Below are 19699 nucleotides of genomic sequence, written 5' to 3' on the forward strand. Positions count from 1 at the left end.
GGGTTTTTCAATGGAAAAGACCAAGCCAGCGGCCCCGTCCTCGGTGCCGCGTCATGTCGCGATCATCATGGACGGCAACAACCGCTGGGCGAAGCGTCGCCTGCTGCCTGGCGTCGCCGGGCACAAGGCAGGTGTCGACGCCGTCCGCGCGGTCATCGAGGTGTGTGCCGAGGCCGGGGTCGAGGTACTGACCCTGTTCGCCTTCTCCAGCGAGAACTGGCAGCGTCCCGCCGACGAGGTGGGTGCGTTGATGGAGCTGTTCTTCTCGGCCCTGCGCCGGGAAGCCCGGCGCCTCAACGAAAACGGCATCTGCCTGCGCATCATCGGCGATCGCTCGCGCTTTCACCCCGAACTGCAGCAGGCGATCCGCGAGGCCGAGTCGCTGACGGCGGGCAATACCCGATTCACCTTGCAGGTCGCTGCCAACTATGGCGGCCAGTGGGACATCGCCCAGGCCGCGCAGCGCCTGGCGCGCGAGGTCCAGGCCGGGCACCTGCGTCCGGAGGACATCACCCCGGGGTTGCTGCAGACCTGTCTGGTCACCGGTGACCTGCCGCTGCCGGACCTGTGCATCCGGACCGGCGGCGAGCACCGCATCAGCAACTTCCTGCTCTGGCAGCTGGCCTATGCCGAGCTGTACTTTTCCGACCTGTACTGGCCGGATTTCAAACACGACGCCATGCGCACCGCGCTGGCCGATTTCGCTTCGCGCCAGCGTCGTTTCGGTAAGACGAGCGAGCAGGTCGAATCTGGAGCTCGTGCCTAATGCTTAAACAACGCATCATCACCGCGCTGATCCTGCTGCCGATCGCCCTGGGCGGTTTCTTCCTGCTGCAAGGCGGGGACTTCGCCTTGTTCATCGGCCTGGTGGTGAGCCTGGGGGCCTGGGAGTGGGCGCGCCTGGCCGGGCTCGAGGCGCAGCCGCTACGGCTGGCCTATGCGGCGGTCATCGCCGGCGCGCTGATGGTGCTGCACCTGATGCCGGACCTGGCGCCCTGGGTGCTGGGTGCCTCGGTGATCTGGTGGGGGCTGGCCACCTGGCTGGTGCTGACCTACCCGCGCAGCAGCGAGCTGTGGGCGAGTGCGGCCTGTCGCCTGCTGATCGGCGTGCTGGTGCTGCTGCCTGCCTGGCAGGGCCTGATCCTGCTCAAGCACTGGTCGATGGGCAACTGGCTGATCCTCTCGGTGATGGTGCTGGTCTGGGCGGCAGACATCGGTGCCTACTTCTCCGGGCGCGCCTTCGGCAAGCGCAAGCTGGCGCCCCAGGTCAGCCCTGGCAAGAGCTGGGAAGGCGTCTACGGCGGCCTGGCGGTGAGCCTGGCGATCGTGGTCGCGGTCGGCCTGTACCGGGACTGGAGCCTGGGCCAGGTGCTGATCGGCGTGCTGGGTGGGGCGCTGGTGGTGATGGCCTCGGTGATCGGTGACCTGACCGAAAGCATGTTCAAGCGTCGCTCCGGCATCAAGGACAGCAGCAACCTGCTGCCCGGCCACGGAGGCGTGCTCGATCGCATCGACAGCCTGACGGCGGCCATCCCGGTGTTCGCCGTGCTGTTGTGGGCTGCCGAATGGGGTGTGATGTGAGCCACGCGCAACAGGTCACCGTACTGGGAGCGACCGGCTCCATCGGGCTGAGCACGCTGGATGTGATCGCCCGCCATCCCGAGCAGTACCAGATCTTCGCCTTGAGCGGGTTTTCCCGCATCGACGAGTTGCTGGGGCTGTGCGTGCAACATCGCCCGGTCTGCGCCGTGGTGCCGGACGAGGCGGCAGCCGCGCGGCTGCGCCAGGGTCTGGCGACGGCGCAGGTTGCTGTCGAGGTGCTGGTGGGCGAGGCCGGCCTGTGCCAGGTGGCGTCGGCGCCGGAGGTCGACACGGTGATGGCGGCCATCGTCGGTGCCGCTGGCCTGCGGCCGACCCTGGCGGCGGTCGAGGCAGGCAAGAAGGTGCTGCTGGCCAACAAGGAAGCGCTGGTGATGTCCGGCGCGCTGTTCATGCAGGCCGTCCAGCGCAGTGGCGCCGTGCTGCTGCCGATCGACAGCGAGCACAATGCGATCTTCCAGTGCCTGCCGGCCGACTACGGCCGTGGGCTGGAGGCGGTGGGCGTGCGGCGCATTCTGCTCACCGCCTCGGGCGGTCCGTTCCGCGAACTGTCGGCCGAGGCCCTGCACGACGTCACCCCCGAACAGGCCTGCGCACACCCCAACTGGTCCATGGGGCGCAAGATCTCCGTGGACTCGGCGAGCATGATGAACAAGGGGCTCGAGCTGATCGAGGCCTGCTGGCTGTTCGACGCGCCACCGTCCAAGGTCGAAGTGGTGGTGCATCCCCAGAGCGTCATCCATTCGCTGGTCGACTATGTGGACGGGTCGGTGCTGGCCCAGCTCGGCAACCCGGACATGCGCACGCCCATCGCCCATGCCCTGGCGTGGCCCAGGCGCATTGCCTCGGGCGTGGCGCCGCTGGACCTGTTCGCCATCGCGCGGCTGGATTTCCAGACGCCGGACGACCAGCGCTTCCCCTGCCTGCGCCTGGCGCGAGAAGCCGCGCAGGCGGGCGGCAGCGCCCCGGCCACGCTCAACGCGGCCAACGAGATCGCCGTGGAGGCATTCCTCCAGGGGCGTATCCGCTTCCCCGAGATCGCGCGTATCATTGCCCAGGTCCTCGAGCAGCAGCCCGTCGAGCCCGTGGCCTCGCTGGAGGCCGTGTTCGAGGCCGACCGGCGTGCCCGCGAGCTGTCGAGACACTGGCTGGAGCGGCATGGCCGATAAGGCTGCCACCGCGCGCTGACCCTGGCTGAACGCCTTCGGAGATTCCCATGACTGCGCTCTACATGATTGTCGGCACCCTGATCGCCCTGGGCGTGCTGGTCACCTTCCACGAGTTCGGCCACTTCTGGGTGGCCCGTCGCTGCGGGGTCAAGGTGCTGCGTTTCTCGGTCGGCTTCGGCACGCCCCTGGTGCGCTGGCATGACCGCCAGGGCACCGAGTTCGTGATCGCGGCCATCCCCCTGGGTGGCTATGTGAAGATGCTCGACGAGCGCGAGGCGCCGGTGCCGGAGGCACAGCTCGATCAGGCGTTCAACCGCAAGACGGTGGGGCAGCGCATCGCCATCGTCGCGGCCGGGCCCATCGCCAACTTCCTGCTGGCCATCGTGTTCTTCTGGCTGCTGGCCATGCTCGGCAGCCAGCAGATCCGTCCGGTCATCGGCGCGGTCGAACCTGGCAGTCTGGCGGCCCAGGCCGGCCTGCGCGAGGGGCAGGAGATCGTGTCGGTCGACGGCGAGCCGACGACCGGCTGGTCGGCCGTGAACCTGCAGCTGGTCCGGCGCCTCGGCGAGACCGGCACCGTGCGGGTCGGTGTGCTCGAGCCGGGCAGCAGTACCGAATCGGCCCATGAGATCACCCTGAAGGACTGGCTCAAGGGGGAGGGCGAGCCCGACCCGATCCAGTCCCTGGGCCTTCGCCCCTGGCGGCCGGCCATCGTGCCGGTCCTGGCCCAGCTCGACCCCGACGGTCCTGCCGCAGCGGCAGGGCTCAAGACCGGTGATCGGTTGCTGGCGCTCGACGGCAAGGCACTCGACGACTGGCAGCAGGTGGTGGACACGGTGCGCGGTCGTGCCGACGGCACGGTGCAGGTGCGCCTGGAGCGCGATGGCCAGGTCATCGAACGCAGCGTCACGCTGACGCACCGCGGAGAAGGCAGTGCGGCGGCCGGCTACCTGGGTGCGGGCGTGAAGGGCGGCGAATGGCCTGCCAAGATGCTGCGCGAAGTCCGCTACGGGCCGCTGGAAGCCGTCGGTCAGGGGTTGTCCAGGACCTGGTCGATGAGCGTGCTGACCCTTGAGTCGCTGAAGAAAATGCTGTTCGGCGAGCTCTCGGTAAAAAACTTGAGTGGACCGATAACCATTGCTAAAGTGGCGGGCGCTTCAGCCCAGTCCGGCGTCGGTGATTTCCTGAATTTCCTCGCCTACCTGAGCATAAGCCTGGGAGTTCTGAACCTGCTGCCCATTCCCGTGCTGGATGGGGGGCATTTGCTGTTCTACCTGATCGAGTGGACGCGCGGTCGTCCGCTCTCGGATCGGGTGCAAGGTTGGGGGGTCCAGATCGGTGTCAGTTTGGTCCTGGGGGTGATGCTACTCGCCCTGATCAACGATCTGGGTCGACTTTAACGCTACGCGCATTGCGAACCTGCCGCCCCCGTGCGGCAGGTTGTTTATTGCCAGTTGGAATAAAAGGACTTCATGAAACGTCTGCTGCTAACTGCGGTGCTTTCCGCATTGATGATCGCTGAAGTTCACGCCGAGTCCTTCACCATCTCCGATATTCGTGTCAATGGTCTGCAGCGGGTGTCCGCCGGCAGCGTGTTCGGCGCCTTGCCCCTGAACGTGGGCGACCAGGCCGACGATCGGCGCCTGGTGGACTCGACCCGTTCGCTGTTCCGGACCGGCTTCTTCCAGGACATCGAACTGAGCCGTGATGGCAACGTCCTGATCATCAACGTGGTCGAGCGCCCGTCGGTGGCGAGCATCGAGATCGAAGGCAACAAGGCCATCAGCACCGACGACCTGATGAAAGGGCTCAAGCAGTCCGGTCTGGCCGAAGGCGAGATCTTCCAGCGCGCCACGCTCGAAGGCGTGCGCAACGAGCTGCAGCGCCAGTACGTGGCCCAGGGCCGCTACTCGGCCGAGGTCAATGCCGAGGTCGTGCCCGAGCCTCGCAACCGCGTCGGTCTGAAGATCAAGATCAACGAAGGCGAAGTCGCGGCCATCCAGCACATCAACGTGGTCGGCAACACCGTGTTCGACGACGACGAGCTGAGCAGCCTGTTCGAGCTGAAGACCACCAACTGGCTGTCGTTCATCCGCAACGACGACAAGTACGCCCGCGAAAAGCTCTCCGGTGACCTGGAGCGCCTGCGTTCCTACTACCTGGACCGCGGCTACATCAACATGGACATCGCCTCCACCCAGGTGTCCATTACGCCGGACAAGAAGCACGTCTACATCACCGTCAACATCAACGAAGGCGAGAAGTACAGCGTTCGTGACGTGAAGCTTTCGGGCGACCTCAAACTGCCCGAGGACCAGGTCAAGTCGCTGCTGCTGGTGCAGCCGGGCCAGGTGTTCTCGCGCAAGGTGATGACCAGCACGTCCGAGCTGATCACCCGCCGCCTGGGCAACGAAGGCTACACCTTCGCCAACGTCAACGGCGTGCCGCAACCGAACGACCAGGACCACACCGTCGACATCACCTTCGTGGTGGATCCGGGCAAGCGGGCCTACGTCAATCGCATCAACTTCCGCGGCAACACCAAGACCGACGACGTGGTCCTGCGCCGCGAGATGCGTCAGATGGAAGGCGGCTGGGCCTCGACCTACCTGATCGACCAGTCCAAGACCCGTCTGGAGCGCCTGGGCTACTTCAAGGAAGCCAACGTCGAGACGCCGCCGGTGCCGGGCACCGACGACCAGGTCGACGTGAACTACAGCGTCGAGGAGCAGGCCTCCGGTTCGATCACCGCCAGCGTCGGCTTCGCCCAGAGCGCCGGCCTGATCCTAGGGGGTTCGATCAGCCAGAGCAACTTCCTCGGCACCGGCAACAAGGTGTCCATCGGCTTGAACCGCAGCGAATACCAGACCCGGTACAACTTCGGCTTCGTCGACCCCTACTGGACCGCCGACGGCGTGAGCCTGGGCTACAACGCCTTCTACCGCAGCACCGACTACGACGACCTCGACGTCGACGTGGCGAGCTATGCGGTGGACAGCCTGGGCATGGGCGTCAACATCGGCTACCCGATCAGCGAGACCTCGCGCCTGACCTACGGGTTGAGCGTGCAGCAGGACGAGATCAAGACCGGCAAGTACACCGTCGATGAGATCTTCGACTTCCTCGACAAGGAAGGTAAGGACTTCACCAACTTCAAGGCGTCGGTCGGCTGGTCGGAATCGACCCTGAACAAGGGTGTGCTGGCAACGCGGGGTCACTCCCAGAGCCTGACCCTGGAAACCACCATTCCCGGCAGCGACCTGTCGTTCTACAAGCTCGACTACCGTGGCCAGGTGTTCAAGCCGATCACCAACAACTATACCCTGCGTCTGCACACCGAGCTGGGGTATGGTGATGGTTATGGATCGACCTCGGGGCTGCCGTTCTATGAAAACTACTATGCCGGTGGTTTCAACTCGGTGCGTGGTTTCAAGGACAACACGCTTGGGCCGCGTAGTACGCCAAGTAGAGGCGAGGGTAATCCTGGTGGTAAGCCTGGAACCATTGCTGACCCTGATCAGGACCGCCTGGCCTTCGGCGGCAACGTCCTCATCCAAGGCGGCGCCGAACTGCTCTTCCCGCTGCCCTTCGTCAAGGACCAGCGCTCGCTGCGCACGTCGGTCTTCTGGGACGTGGGTAACGTGTTCGACACCAACTGCAGCTCCTCGCGCAACTGCCCGAGCGTCGGGTTCGGCGACATGGCCAGTTCGGTCGGCCTGGGCGTGACCTGGATCACCGCCCTCGGCCCGCTGAGCTTCAGCCTGGCGATGCCGATCAAGAAGCCGGACGATGCCGAAACCCAAGTGTTCCAATTCTCCCTGGGCCAGACCTTCTAAGGTCTGACCCGAGCTCAACGACAACGGATCTTGCAGGAGTACACCGTGCGCAACCTGTTCAAACTGGCCATCGTGGCCGCGGCGCTGGTCGCCACCCCGGCCTTCGCCGAAATGAAAGTCGCCGTGCTGAACTATCAGATGGCCCTGCTCGAATCCGATGCCGCCAAGAAGTACGCGGTCGATGCCGAGAAGAAGTTCGGCCCGCAACTGACCAAGCTCAAGAGCCTGGAAAGCAGCGCCAAGGGCATCCAGGACCGCATCATCAAGGGCGGCGACAAGATGCCGCAGCCTGAGCGTGAGCGCCTGGAACTCGAATTCAAGCAGAAGGCCCGCGACTTCCAGTTCCAGTCCAAGGAGCTGAACGAAGCCAAGGCCGTCGCCGACCGTGACATGCTCAAGCAGCTCAAGCCCAAGCTCGACGGCGCGGTCGAGGAAGTGATCAAGAAGGGCGGTTTCGACCTGGTGCTCGAGCGCGGCGCGGTCATCGATGTCAAACCTCAGTACGACATCACCCGCCAAGTCATCGAGCGCATGAACCAAGCCCGTTGAACATGAGCGCGACCATCACACTCGGCCAGCTGGCCGAGACCCTCGGCGCCACCTTGCAGGGCGCCGAGTCCGTATCGATCACCGGACTGGCCACCTTGCAGGAGGCCGGCCCCGGTGAATTGAGCTTTCTCGCCAACCCGCAGTACCGCAAGTACCTGGAAGGGTGCACGGCGGCTGCGGTGTTGCTCAAGGCGGCCGATGCCGAAGGGTTCCAGGGCAATGCGTTGATCGTCGCCGATCCGTACCTGGCCTATGCGCGCATTTCGCACCTGTTCGACCCCAAGCCCAAGGCGGCAGTGGGGATCCACCCGAGCGCCGTGGTGGCCGATGACGCCCAGGTGGACGCCACGGCCAGCATCGGTCCGTTCGTGGTGATCGAGTCGGGGGCCCGGATCGGCCCGGCGGTGACCATCGGTGCGCACTGCGTGATCGGCGCCCGTTGCGTGATCGGCGAAGGCGGCTGGCTGGCACCGCGGGTCACGCTGTACCACGATGTGACCATCGGCAAGCGGGTGGTGATCCAGTCCGGCGCCGTGCTCGGCGGTGAAGGCTTCGGCTTCGCCAACGAGAAGGGTGTGTGGCGCAAGATCGCCCAGATCGGCGGCGTCCGGCTCGGTGACGACGTGGAAGTGGGCGTCAATACCGCCGTCGACCGCGGCGCGCTGTCCGACACCGTGATCGGTGACGGGGTCAAGCTCGACAACCAGATCCAGATCGCCCACAACGTCCAGGTCGGCGACCACACGGCCATGGCCGCCTGCGTCGGCATCTCGGGCAGCACCCGGATCGGCAAGCACTGCACCATCGCCGGCGGCGTGGGCATGGTCGGTCATATCGACGTCTGCGACAACGTGTTCGTCTCCGGCATGACCATGGTGACCCGTTCGATCACCGAGCCTGGGGCCTATTCGTCGGGTACCGCCATGCAGCCTCTGGCCGATTGGCGCAAGAGCGCCGCGCGCATTCGTCAGCTCGACGACATGTCCAAGCGTCTCGCGCAGCTGGAAAAACGCGTCGTCGCCGTGACCTCGGACGGACAGCCACCATCAGAAGGCTGATAACATTTTCCGAGCAAGCGTGAACCGTGGCTCGCTGGCTCCTCTCTGGCATTGCATGAGGAGCGTGTGGTCAGCACCTGCGCTCCTTATTATTACTACAGGCTTCCCCCCGAAATGATGGACATCAACGAGATTCGCGAATACTTGCCTCACCGCTACCCGTTCCTGCTGGTGGACCGTGTGACGGAGCTGGATTTCGAGGCCCAGAGCATTCGTGCCTACAAGAATGTCAGCATCAACGAGCCCTTCTTCAACGGCCACTTCCCGGCGCACCCGATCATGCCGGGCGTGCTGATCATCGAGGCGATGGCCCAGGCGGCCGGCATCCTCGGGTTCAAGATGCTCGACGCCAAGCCGGCCGACGGCACGCTCTATTATTTCGTGGGCTCCGACAACCTGCGCTTCCGCCAGCCCGTGCTGCCGGGCGATCAACTGATCCTCGAGGCGAAGTTCCTCAGCCGCAAGCGTCAGATCTGGAAGTTCGAGTGCCAGGCCACGGTCGATGGCAAGCCGGTGTGCTCGGCCCAGATCATCTGCGCGGAACGCGCACTGTGAGTTTGATCGATCCACGGGCAATCGTCGATCCTTCGGCCGTGTTGGCCGACGGTGTCGAGGTCGGACCCTGGTCGATCGTCGGGCCGGGTGTCGAGATCGGCGAGGGCAGCGTCATCGGTCCCCACGTGGTGCTCAAGGGCCCCACGGTGATCGGCAAGCACAACCGCATCTACCAGTTCTCGTCCATCGGCGAGGATACCCCCGACCTGAAGTACAACGGTGAACCGACGCGTCTGGTGATCGGCGATCACAACGTGATCCGCGAAGGCGTCACCCTGCACCGCGGTACCGTGCAGGACCGGGGCGAAACCACCATTGGCGATCACAACCTGATCATGGCCTATGCCCACATCGGCCACGACAGCGTGATCGGCAACCATTGCATCCTGGTCAACAACACCGCGCTGGCCGGGCATGTCCACGTCGGCGACTGGGCGATCCTCTCCGGTTACACCCTGGTGCACCAGCATTGCCGCATCGGCGCTCACAGCTTCTCCGGCATGGGCACCGCCATCGGCAAGGACGTCCCTGCGTTCGTCACGGTGTTCGGCAGCCCGGCCGAGGCCCGCAGCATGAACTTCGAGGGCATGCGCCGGCGCGGGTTCGGCGAGGACGTGATCCACGCCCTGCGCCGTGCCTACAAGATCGTCTACCGTCAGGGCCTGGGGGTCGAAGAGGCGCTCAACGAGCTGGACCCGCTGGCGACCCAGTTCGCCGAAGTCGAACTGTTCCGCCAGTCCATCCTGACCTCCGCCCGCGGCATCACGCGCTGACATGGCCCAGCTCTGTGTTGCGTTGGTCGCGGGCGAAGCGAGCGGCGACATTCTCGGTTCCGGTCTGATGCGCGCGTTGAAGGCGCGCCACCCGGACGTGCGCTTCATCGGCGTGGGTGGCCCGCTGATGGAGGCCGAAGGCCTGGTCTCGAGCTTTCCCATGGAGCGCCTGGCGGTCATGGGCCTGGTGGAAGTGCTCGGCCGTCTGCGCGAGCTGCTCAAGCGGCGCAAGGCGCTGGTCGCCGACCTCATTGCCCAGCGGCCGGACGTGTTCATCGGCATCGACGCGCCGGACTTCAACCTCGACATCGAGCTCAAGCTGCGCCGCGCCGGGATCAAGACCGTACATTACGTCAGCCCGTCGGTCTGGGCCTGGCGGCAGAAGCGGGTGCTGAAGATCCGCGAAGGCTGCGACCTCATGCTCACGCTGCTGCCGTTCGAGGCACGCTTCTACGAAGAGCAGGGTGTACCGGTGCGCTTCGTCGGCCACCCGCTGGCCGACACCATCGCCCTGAGCGCCGACCGCGAAGCCGCACGCGCCGAACTCGGCCTGGGCGACGGCCCGGTGGTGGCCTTGATGCCAGGCAGCCGCGGCGGCGAAGTCGGTCGCCTCGGCGCGCTGTTCCTGGACACGGCACGCCTGCTGGTCGAGCGCGTGCCGAACCTGCGGTTCGCGGTGCCCTGCGCCAATGCCGCCCGCCGTGCCCAGCTCGAGCAGATGCTCGCCGGGCGTGAGCTGCCGGTGACGCTGCTCGATGGCCGTTCGCACCAGGCGCTGGCCGCCTGCGACGCGGTGCTGATCGCTTCGGGCACGGCCACGCTCGAGGCCCTGCTGTACAAGCGTCCCATGGTGGTGGCCTACCGGTTGTCGCCGGTGACGTTCTGGATCCTCAAGCGGATGGTCAAGAGCCCCTACGTGTCGCTGCCCAACCTGCTGGCCCAGCGCATGCTGGTGCCGGAACTGTTGCAGGACGCCGCCACCGAGCAGGCGCTGGCCCAGGCGTTGCTGCCCTTGCTGGCCGATGGCCGTGGGCAGACCGAACACTTCGAACAGATCCACCACAGCCTGCGCCGCGACGCCTCCAATCAGGCGGCCGACGCGGTCCTGGCCCTGGTCGAGGAGCGCTAGATGCAATTGGGACTGGATTTCACCCTGGTCGAGGAACTGGTCGCCGGGGTCGATGAAGTCGGCCGCGGCCCCCTGTGCGGCGCCGTGGTCACCGCGGCGGTGATTCTCGACCCGTCGCGTCCGATCGCCGGGCTGAACGACTCGAAGAAGCTCACCGAGGCCAAGCGCGAGCGGCTGTTCGACGAGATCTGCGAAAAAGCCCTGAGCTTCTGCATCGCCCGGGCCGAGGTCGAGGAGATCGACCGCCTGAACATCCTGCAGGCCACGATGCTGGCCATGCAGCGCGCGGTGGAGGGGCTGCACCTGACCCCACGCCTGGCACTGATCGACGGCAACCGCTGCCCGGTCCTGGCGGTGCCGTCGGCACCGGTGATCCAGGGTGATGCCAAGGTCCCGGCGATCGCTGCCGCGTCCATCCTGGCCAAGGTCAGCCGTGACCGCGAGATGAGCGCCTTCGAACTGATCTATCCGGGCTATGGCATCGGTGGCCACAAGGGCTACCCGACGCCGGTGCACTTGGAAGCCCTGGCCCGCCTGGGGCCGACCCCGATCCATCGGCGTTCGTTCGCGCCGGTGCGCGCCGCCTGGGACGCGCACGGCGCGCTGGCCGGTTCATTGCTCTGAACCCTGCGTGCACGCGGTCGTCGGGCTGCGTCGATCGATCCCTCCGTGCGCCGGGCCAAGGACGTGGCCTTACGGTACAATCGCGCCTCTGTCGTTGCGCCCAGCCATAGGAACATCCATGTCGGTCTCCTTCGTTCATCTTCGTGTGCATTCCGAATACTCGCTGGTCGATGGCCTGGTGCGGATCAAACCGCTGGCCAAGGTCCTCGCCGGGATGAACATGCCGGCGGTGGCCATCACCGACCAGAGCAACATGTGCTCGCTGGTGAAGTTCTACAAGAGCGCCATGGGCGCAGGGATCAAGCCGATCTGCGGGGCAGACCTGTGGCTGGCCGGTGCCGAGGCCGATGCGCCGGTATCGCGCATCTGCTTCCTGGCGATGGACGCCCAGGGCTACCGCAACCTTACCGAGCTGATCTCCCGCGGCTGGATGGAAGGCCAGCGCAACGGCCTGGTGATCATCCAGCGCGAGTGGATCGCCGAGGCCTGCGAAGGCCTGATCGGGTTGTCTGCCGCGCGGGAAGGGGACATCGGCATGGCCTTGCTCAATGGCCATGCCGAGGAGGCCGAGCGCCTGCTGCGCGACTGGATGCAGAAGCTGCCAGGCCGGTTCTACGTCGAGGTGCAGCGCACCGGCCGTCCGGGTGACGAAGAGCACCTGCATGCCGCCGTGGCCCTGGCCGACCGGGTCGGCGCCCCGCTGGTGGCGACCAATGACGTGCGCTTCATCAAGCAGACCGATTTCGATGCCCATGAAACCCGCGTCTGCATCGGCGAAGGCTGGACCCTGGACGATCCGCGTCGGCCGCGCCTATACAGCGACCAGCAGTACCTCAAGAGCCCGGAAGAAATGGCCGAGCTGTTCAGCGACCTGCCCGAGGCGCTGGCCAACACGGTGGAGATCGCCAAGCGCTGCAACATCCAGGTGCAGTTGGGCAAGCACTTCCTGCCCGACTTCCCCACGCCCAACGGCATGGGCATCGACGATTACCTGCGGCACGTCTCGCACGAGGGGCTGGAAGAACGTCTGGCGGTGATCCTGCCCAAGGACAGCACCCCGGACTACGAAGAGCGCCGTCAGGTCTACCTGGACCGCCTGAAGTTCGAGCTGGATATCATCATCCAGATGGGCTTCCCCGGCTACTTCCTGATCGTCATGGACTTCATCAAGTGGGCCAAGAACAACGACGTGCCGGTGGGGCCGGGTCGAGGCTCAGGCGCGGGTTCCCTGGTGGCCTACGTGCTGAAGATCACCGACCTCGATCCGCTGGCCTATGACCTGCTGTTCGAACGTTTCCTCAACCCCGAACGGGTCTCGATGCCGGACTTCGACGTCGACTTCTGCATGGACGGCCGCGACCGGGTGATCGAGTACGTGGCCGACGCCTACGGGCGCAATGCCGTGAGCCAGATCATCACCTTCGGCACCATGGCGGCCAAGGCGGTGGTGCGCGACGTGGCGCGGGTCCAGGGCAAGTCCTACGGCCTGGCCGACCGCCTGTCGAAGATGATCCCGTTCGAGGTCGGCATGACCTTGGAGAAAGCGTTCGAGCAGGAAGAACTCCTGCGCGACTTCCTCAAGAGCGACGAGGACGCGCGCGAGATCTGGGACATGGCGCTCAAGCTCGAAGGCGTCACCCGGGGTACCGGCAAGCACGCCGGTGGCGTGGTGATCGCCCCGACCAAGCTGACCGACTTCTCGCCCATCGCCTGCGATGAAGAGGGCGGGGGGCTGGTGACCCAGTTCGACAAGGACGACGTCGAGGCGGCCGGGCTGGTGAAGTTCGACTTTCTCGGCCTGCGGACCCTGACCATCATCAAGTGGGCGATGGAGACCATCAACCGCGAGCAGGCCAAGCAGGGCCTGCCCGACGTGAACATCGACTTCATCCCGCTGGACGACAAGAAGACCTACGAGCTGCTGCAGAAGGCCGAGACCACGGCTGTGTTCCAGCTCGAATCGCGCGGCATGAAGGAGCTGATCAAGAAGCTCAAGCCCGACTGCCTGGAAGACCTCATCGCCCTGGTGGCGCTGTTCCGTCCCGGACCGCTGCAATCGGGCATGGTCGACGACTTCATCAACCGCAAGCACGGCCGCGCCGAGCTGGCCTATCCGCACCCCGATTACCAGTACGACGGGCTGCAACCGGTCCTGGCGCCGACCTACGGCATCATCCTGTACCAGGAACAGGTGATGCAGATCGCCCAGGTGATGGCCGGCTACACCCTCGGCGGTGCCGACATGCTGCGCCGTGCCATGGGCAAGAAGAAGCCCGAGGAAATGGCCAAGCAGCGCGGCGGCTTCATCGAAGGCTGCGCCAACAACAACATCGACGCCAACCTGGCGGGCAACATCTTCGACCTGGTGGAAAAATTCGCCGGCTACGGCTTCAACAAGTCGCACTCGGCCGCCTACGGCCTGGTGTCGTACCAGACCGCCTGGCTCAAGACCCATCACCCCGCGCCGTTCATGGCCGCGGTGCTCTCGGCGGACATGCACAACACCGACAAGGTGGTGGTGCTGATCGAAGAGGTGCGCTGCATGAAGCTGCGCCTCGACGCCCCTGACGTGAACACCTCCGAGTTCAAGTTCACCGTCAACGACGACGGGCGCATCGTCTATGGCCTGGGTGCGATCAAGGGCGTCGGCGAAGGGCCGGTCGAGGCGATCGTCGAGGCGCGTGCCGAGGGCGGACCGTTCAAGGACCTGTTCGATTTCTGCGCACGGGTCGACCTCAAGCGCATCAACAAGCGCACCCTCGATGCGTTGATCCGCAGCGGCGCGCTGGATCGCCTCGGGCCGCACTTCCATGACGAGCTCAAGGCCTACCACGCCAACATCGACCGTAACCGGGCCATTCTGCTGTCGGCCCTGGAGGAGGCGATCAAGTCCGCCGAGCAGACCGCGCGTACCGCCGACAGTGGTCATGCCGACCTGTTCGGCGGGTTGTTCGTCGAGGCCGATGCCGATGTCTACGCCAACCACCGCAAGGTCCGCGAGCTGACCCTCAAGGAGCGTCTGCGTGGCGAGAAGGACACCCTGGGCCTGTACCTGACCGGTCACCCGATCGACGAATACGAGGGCGAGATCCGCCGCTTCGCCCGGCAGCGCATCGTCGACCTCAAGCCGTCCCGCGAGACCCAGACGATCGCCGGGATGATCATCGCCCTGCGGGTGATGAAGAACAAGAAGGGCGACAAGATGGGCTTCATCACCCTCGATGACCGCTCCGGGCGCATCGAGGCGTCGTTGTTCGCCGATGCCTTCATGGCCGCGCAGGCCCTGTTGCAGAACGATGCGATGGTGGTAGTCGAAGGCGAAGTCAGCAACGACGACTTCTCTGGGGGGCTGCGCCTGCGCGTCAAGCAGGTGATGACCATGGAGGATGCTCGCACCCGCCTGGCCGAGAGCCTGCGCCTGAAAGTCGCGCACGAGGCGCTCAAGGGCGACCGGCTGCACTGGCTGGGCGAGCTGATCAACCGTCACCGCGGCGCCTGCCCGATCACCCTGGAGTACACCGGCAGCGATGCCAAGGCCATGGTGCAGTTCGGCGACAGCTGGACCATCGACCCGGGGGACGGGCTGATCCAGGCCCTGCGTGACCAGTTCGGACGTGAGAACGTCTTTTTGCAATACCGTTGAACGAACGCTTTTTTAATCTCGACCTGAATGTGCCCTTCCTTTAAGGTAGGGCGCCAAACGGATCAACCGGCCGGCCGCCTGGCCGTAGACCCAAGACGGATGACTATGAACCCGAATTTCCTGGATTTCGAACAGCCGATTGCCGACCTGCAAGCCAAGATCGAAGAGCTGCGCCTGGTCGGCAACGACAACTCGCTGAACATCGGCGATGAAATCGCCCGTCTGCAAGACAAGAGCAGCACCCTGACCGAAAGCATCTTCGGCAACCTGACCAGCTGGCAGATCGCGCGCCTGGCGCGCCACCCACGCCGTCCCTACACCCTCGACTACATCCAGCACATCTTCGACGAGTTCGAAGAGCTGCACGGCGACCGTCACTTCTCCGACGACGCCGCGATCGTCGGCGGGACCGCGCGCCTGGACGGCAAGCCGGTCATGATCATCGGCCACCAAAAGGGCCGCGAAGTGCGCGAGAAGGTGCGCCGCAACTTCGGCATGCCGCGTCCGGAAGGCTACCGCAAGGCCTGCCGCCTGATGGAAATGGCCGAGCGCTTCAAGATGCCGATTCTGACCTTCATCGACACCCCGGGCGCCTACCCGGGCATCGACGCCGAAGAGCGCAACCAGAGCGAAGCGATCGCCTGGAACCTGCGGGTCATGGCGCGGCTCAAGACCCCGATCATCGCCACCGTGATCGGTGAGGGCGGTTCGGGCGGCGCGTTGGCCATCGGCGTATGCGACCAGCTGAACATGCTCCAGTACTCCACCTACTCGGTGATCTCGCCCGAAGGCTGCGCGTCGATCCTCTGGAAGACCGCCGACAAGGCGCCGGATGCCGCCGAAGCCATGGGCATCACGGCCGAGCGCCTGAAGAGCCTGAACATCGTCGACAAGGTCATCAGCGAGCCCCTGGGCGGCGCCCACCGCGACCCTGCTGCCATGTCGGCCAACATCCGTGCCGAACTCAACGAGCAGCTCGACATGCTGAGCACGTTCGACCAGGACGCGCTGCTGGCGCGCCGTTACGACCGGCTGATGAGCTACGGCGTCTGAACCCGGCCATCGCCGGCTTGCCGGCGAGCAGGGCGAGGGTTGGGCTGGCACCATCGCTGATCGATTGCCAAGGTCGCTCACCCCTGGCTACGCCGCAGTAAGTCCGACTGTCACGGACCTTGTGGGAGACTCTATGGTTTCTGCCAAGTGCGATGTGGGCCCCGGCGGGCCCAATCGCGGCACGGGGCCGCTCCTGCACCTGTAGCCGCACCGCGATGAAGCAGAGTATTGCGGTCCGTGTGGGAGCGGGCTTGCCCGCGATAGCGTCGGGTCCGCCAGCGCCTGCATCGCGGGCAAGCCCGCTCCCACGAAAGGCTCCCACAAAAGGCTGCGTCGGCCCATCGGGAACACGACCGGTCGACGGTCGAGGACTCTCTTCGATGCTCGATCTTTCCAAGGCACTCGCCCCTTGGCTCACGGCCCCCACCTGGTACGTGGCCTTCTCCGGCGGTCTCGATTCCACGGTCCTGCTGCATGCGCTGACCCTGCAGCGCGCCCAACGGCCTACGCCCGTGATCCGCGCCCTGCACATCCACCATGGCTTACAACCTGCTGCCGATGCCTGGCCTGCGCATTGCCAGCGCGTGTGCGAGGACCTGGGCGTGCCCCTGGACATCGTGCACGTGCAGGTCGCGCCGGGTGCCAGCCTCGAACAGGCGGCGCGAGATGCGCGTTACCAGGCATTCGCCACGGTGCTGGGACCAGGCGATGCCTTGTTCACCGGGCAGCATCGCGACGATCAGGCCGAAACCCTGCTGTTCCGCCTGCTGCGCGGGGCCGGTGTGCGCGGCCTGGCGGGCATGCCCCGGCAGCGTCCCCTGGGGCGCGGCACCCTGGTCCGGCCGCTGCTGGGGCATGGACGGGCCGAGCTGCTTGCTCATGCCACCGAAGCGGGTTTGTCATGGATCGAGGACCCCTCCAACGACGACACCGCGTTCGACCGCAACTTCCTGCGCGCCCAGGTCCTGCCCGTGATGGAACAGCGCTGGCCGCGGGCCAGCCTGAGCCTGGCCCGCAGTGCCGATCATCTGGGCGAAGCGCTCGCGCTGCTGAACGAGATCGCCTGCGACGATGTGCAGCAGGCCCGTTACGGTCATCCCGTGGACTGGCCCGGGCTCGACTCCCTGGACCTGGGCGTGCTGGCCACGCTGTCCGAGGCTCGCCAGCGCAATGCATTGGGCCATTGGCTGGCGGCACGCACGCGCCTGCCCGACAGTCGCCACTGGGCCGGCTGGCAGACGCTGCGCGATGCGGCAGAGGACGCCGCGCCGATCTGGCGCCTGACCGACGGCCAGGTACAGCGCGCCTGCGGACGCCTCTGGTGGCTGTCGGGGCCGTGGCTGCAGGCCCCGCAGGCCGGAGTGGCCTGGCCACACCCTGGGCACCCGCTGGCGTTGTCGGGCAATGGCCAGGTCAGGCTGGAAGGCGATCTGCCCCCCGGTCGCCTGCGCATCGCCTACCGCCAGGGCGGGGAGCAGCTGACCGTCGTCGGCCGCGGACAGCGTGATCTCAAGCGTCTGCTCAACGAGGCGCGCGTACCCTCGTTCATCCGGTCGCGCCTGCCGTTGCTCTACGATGAGCAGCGCCTGCTGGCGGTGGCGAACCTGCCGGCCCTCAGCCAGGGCAAGTGGCGTCTGCACTGGCAACCGCCGACCTGCGCGCAGCGTTTGAGCTGAAAGGTACATTCCGGTAGACTACCCTCCCTTCTTGATACAACTTCTGTGGGTTCTTCGAAAACACAGGGGTTGCCGATTACCAAGCAGTTCTTTGCTGGGCGATTCCAGAAATGACGAGCGAGCTCCATGCCGGGTATCCACCCCTGGTCTGTACAGACGCGGCAGTATTTCAAGGTGCACTGTGATTGACGCAGGTGATCGGGGGCTTCGGCCTTCCTTCGCTTTCTCCGGCGGCGCTGGCCGCCTTAACGCAGACTTCTAGGGTTTTTCATGACGCGCTACATATTCGTCACGGGCGGTGTTGTTTCTTCATTGGGGAAAGGCATTGCCTCGGCTTCCCTGGCGGCCATCCTGGAGGCGCGGGGGCTCAAGGTCACCATGCTCAAGCTGGACCCGTACATCAACGTCGACCCGGGCACCATGAGCCCGTTCCAGCACGGCGAAGTGTTCGTGACCCACGACGGCGCCGAGACCGACCTGGACCTGGGCCACTACGAGCGGTTCATCCGCACCACCATGACCCAGAACAACAACTTCACCACCGGCCGTGTCTACGAGCACGTCCTGCGCAAGGAGCGCCGGGGTGACTACCTGGGCGCGACCATCCAGGTCATTCCGCACATCACCGACGAGATCAAGCGCCGCATCATCAAGGGCGCCGGCGATGCCGACGTGGCCCTGGTCGAGATCGGCGGCACCGTGGGCGACATCGAGTCGCAGCCGTTCCTCGAGGCCATCCGCCAGCTGCGCGTCGAAGTCGGTTCCAAGCGCGCGATGCTCATGCACCTGACGCTGGTGCCGTACATCGCCACCGCCGGCGAAACCAAGACCAAGCCGACCCAGCACTCGGTCAAGGAGCTGCGCTCCATCGGCCTGCAGCCGGACGTGCTGATCTGCCGCTCCGACCACCCCGTCGATGCCTCGTCGCGCCGCAAGATCGCGTCGTTCACCAACGTCGAAGAGCGTGCGGTGATCTCCCTGGAAGACGTCGACACCATCTACAAGATCCCGGGCGTGCTGCATGCCCAGGGTCTGGATGATTTCGTCGTCGAGCGCTTCGGCCTGCAGTGCAACGGCGCCGACCTGTCCGAGTGGGACCAGGTGGTCGATGCCAAGCTCAACCCCGAGCACGAAGTGACCATCGCCATGGTCGGCAAGTACATGGAGCTGCTGGACGCGTACAAGTCGCTGATCGAAGCGATGAGCCACGCCGGTATCCAGAACCGCACCAAGGTCAACCTGCGCTACATCGACTCCGAGGACATCGAGAACCAGGGCACCGGCCTGCTCGAGGGCGCCGATGCCATCCTGGTGCCGGGCGGCTTCGGTCTGCGTGGTGTCGAGGGCAAGATCACGGCCGTCCAGTACGCCCGTGAGAACAAGGTCCCGTACCTGGGCATCTGCCTGGGCATGCAGGTGGCGGTCATCGAGTTCGCCCGTAACGTGATGGGCTGGAAGGACGCCAACTCCACCGAGTTCGACCGCGACAGCGGCCATCCGGTCGTCGGCCTGATCACCGAATGGTCCGATGCCACCGGCGCCGTGGAAACCCGCACCGAGACCTCCGACCTGGGCGGCACCATGCGCCTGGGCGCTCAGGAATGCCAGATCGCCGGCAACTCCAAGGTCCACGACTGCTACGGCAAGGACGTGATCGTCGAGCGTCACCGTCACCGCTACGAGGTCAACAACAACCTGCTGCCGCAGCTGATCGACGCTGGCCTGCTGGTCTCGGGTCGTTCCGGCGACGGCGCGCTGGTCGAAGTGGTCGAGTCCAAGGACCACCCATGGTTCGTGGCCTGCCAGTTCCACCCGGAGTTCACCTCCACGCCACGCGACGGTCACCCGCTATTCAGCGGTTTCGTCAAGGCGGCGCTGGCGCAGAAGAGCAAGGCCTGAGGCCTTGACCGACCCAGGGGTGTCGCCGGCGCGGCGGTGCCCCTGGCGTCAGATCGCCGTGCCCCGGCACGGCGACACGTTTTCCGACGGTATTCGCCACGCAGGACGCATTTCTCCGGTAGAGTACCGCCCGTTC

At 65.6% G+C, this 19699-nt stretch carries 15 protein-coding genes; all 15 read left to right on the top strand.

Annotation, left to right across the window (positions count from 1 at the left end; all coding sequences use genetic code 11):
• Positions 1-10: 10 nt before the first annotated feature.
• Complete coding sequence (locus APT63_04945; protein ID AMA45024.1) at positions 11-766, top strand: farnesyl-diphosphate synthase; 756 nt, start codon at positions 11-13, stop codon at positions 764-766.
• Positions 766-1581 carry a phosphatidate cytidylyltransferase gene (locus APT63_04950; GenBank protein ID AMA45025.1) on the top strand — a complete coding sequence of 272 codons (816 nt, stop codon included), beginning with the start codon at positions 766-768 and terminating at the stop codon, positions 1579-1581. Before APT63_04945 ends, APT63_04950 begins: the two co-directional genes overlap by 1 nt.
• Entirely contained in the window at positions 1578-2768 is a 1191-nt protein-coding gene (locus tag APT63_04955) for a 1-deoxy-D-xylulose 5-phosphate reductoisomerase (GenBank protein ID AMA45026.1), read from the top strand. The genes APT63_04950 and APT63_04955 overlap by 4 nt, the downstream gene beginning before the upstream one ends.
• 47 nt (positions 2769-2815) lie before the next feature.
• Positions 2816-4168, top strand: a complete 1353-nt coding sequence (locus APT63_04960; GenBank protein AMA45027.1) for a zinc metallopeptidase RseP — start codon at positions 2816-2818, stop codon at positions 4166-4168.
• A gap of 72 nt (positions 4169-4240) precedes the next feature.
• Positions 4241-6604: an outer membrane protein assembly factor BamA gene (locus APT63_04965; GenBank protein AMA45028.1), complete on the top strand. Its 2364-nt coding sequence runs from the start codon at positions 4241-4243 to the stop codon at positions 6602-6604.
• A gap of 45 nt (positions 6605-6649) precedes the next feature.
• Complete coding sequence (locus tag APT63_04970) at positions 6650-7153, top strand: hypothetical protein (protein AMA45029.1); 504 nt, start codon at positions 6650-6652, stop codon at positions 7151-7153.
• 2 nt (positions 7154-7155) lie between these two features.
• Positions 7156-8211 carry a UDP-3-O-(3-hydroxymyristoyl)glucosamine N-acyltransferase gene (locus APT63_04975; GenBank protein AMA45030.1) on the top strand — a complete coding sequence of 352 codons (1056 nt, stop codon included), beginning with the start codon at positions 7156-7158 and terminating at the stop codon, positions 8209-8211.
• Positions 8212-8325: 114 nt separating this feature from the next.
• Entirely contained in the window at positions 8326-8766 is a 441-nt protein-coding gene (locus tag APT63_04980) for a 3-hydroxyacyl-[acyl-carrier-protein] dehydratase FabZ (GenBank protein AMA45031.1), read from the top strand.
• The gene (locus APT63_04985; GenBank protein AMA45032.1) at positions 8763-9539 is read left to right on the top strand and encodes an acyl-[acyl-carrier-protein]--UDP-N-acetylglucosamine O-acyltransferase; all 777 of its coding nucleotides are present in this window, start codon (positions 8763-8765) and stop codon (positions 9537-9539) included. The genes APT63_04980 and APT63_04985 overlap by 4 nt, the downstream gene beginning before the upstream one ends.
• A 1-nt stretch (position 9540) precedes the next feature.
• Positions 9541-10668, top strand: a complete 1128-nt coding sequence (locus APT63_04990; GenBank protein AMA45033.1) for a lipid-A-disaccharide synthase — start codon at positions 9541-9543, stop codon at positions 10666-10668.
• Positions 10669-11292, top strand: coding sequence for a ribonuclease HII (gene rnhB, locus APT63_04995; GenBank protein AMA45034.1), 624 nt, complete (start codon positions 10669-10671; stop codon positions 11290-11292).
• Between the two features lie 118 nt (positions 11293-11410).
• The gene (locus APT63_05000; protein AMA45035.1) at positions 11411-14935 is read left to right on the top strand and encodes a DNA polymerase III subunit alpha; all 3525 of its coding nucleotides are present in this window, start codon (positions 11411-11413) and stop codon (positions 14933-14935) included.
• 105 nt (positions 14936-15040) lie between these two features.
• Positions 15041-15988 carry an acetyl-CoA carboxylase subunit alpha gene (locus APT63_05005; GenBank protein ID AMA45036.1) on the top strand — a complete coding sequence of 316 codons (948 nt, stop codon included), beginning with the start codon at positions 15041-15043 and terminating at the stop codon, positions 15986-15988.
• Between the two features lie 380 nt (positions 15989-16368).
• Positions 16369-17664, top strand: a complete 1296-nt coding sequence (locus APT63_05010) for a tRNA(Ile)-lysidine synthase (GenBank protein ID AMA45037.1) — start codon at positions 16369-16371, stop codon at positions 17662-17664.
• 270 nt (positions 17665-17934) lie between these two features.
• Complete coding sequence (gene pyrG / locus APT63_05015) at positions 17935-19563, top strand: CTP synthetase (protein ID AMA45038.1); 1629 nt, start codon at positions 17935-17937, stop codon at positions 19561-19563.
• Positions 19564-19699 lie beyond the last annotated feature (136 nt).

The sequence above is a fragment of the Pseudomonas monteilii genome, assembly GCA_001534745.1.
GTDB lineage: Bacteria > Pseudomonadota > Gammaproteobacteria > Pseudomonadales > Pseudomonadaceae > Aquipseudomonas > Aquipseudomonas alabamensis.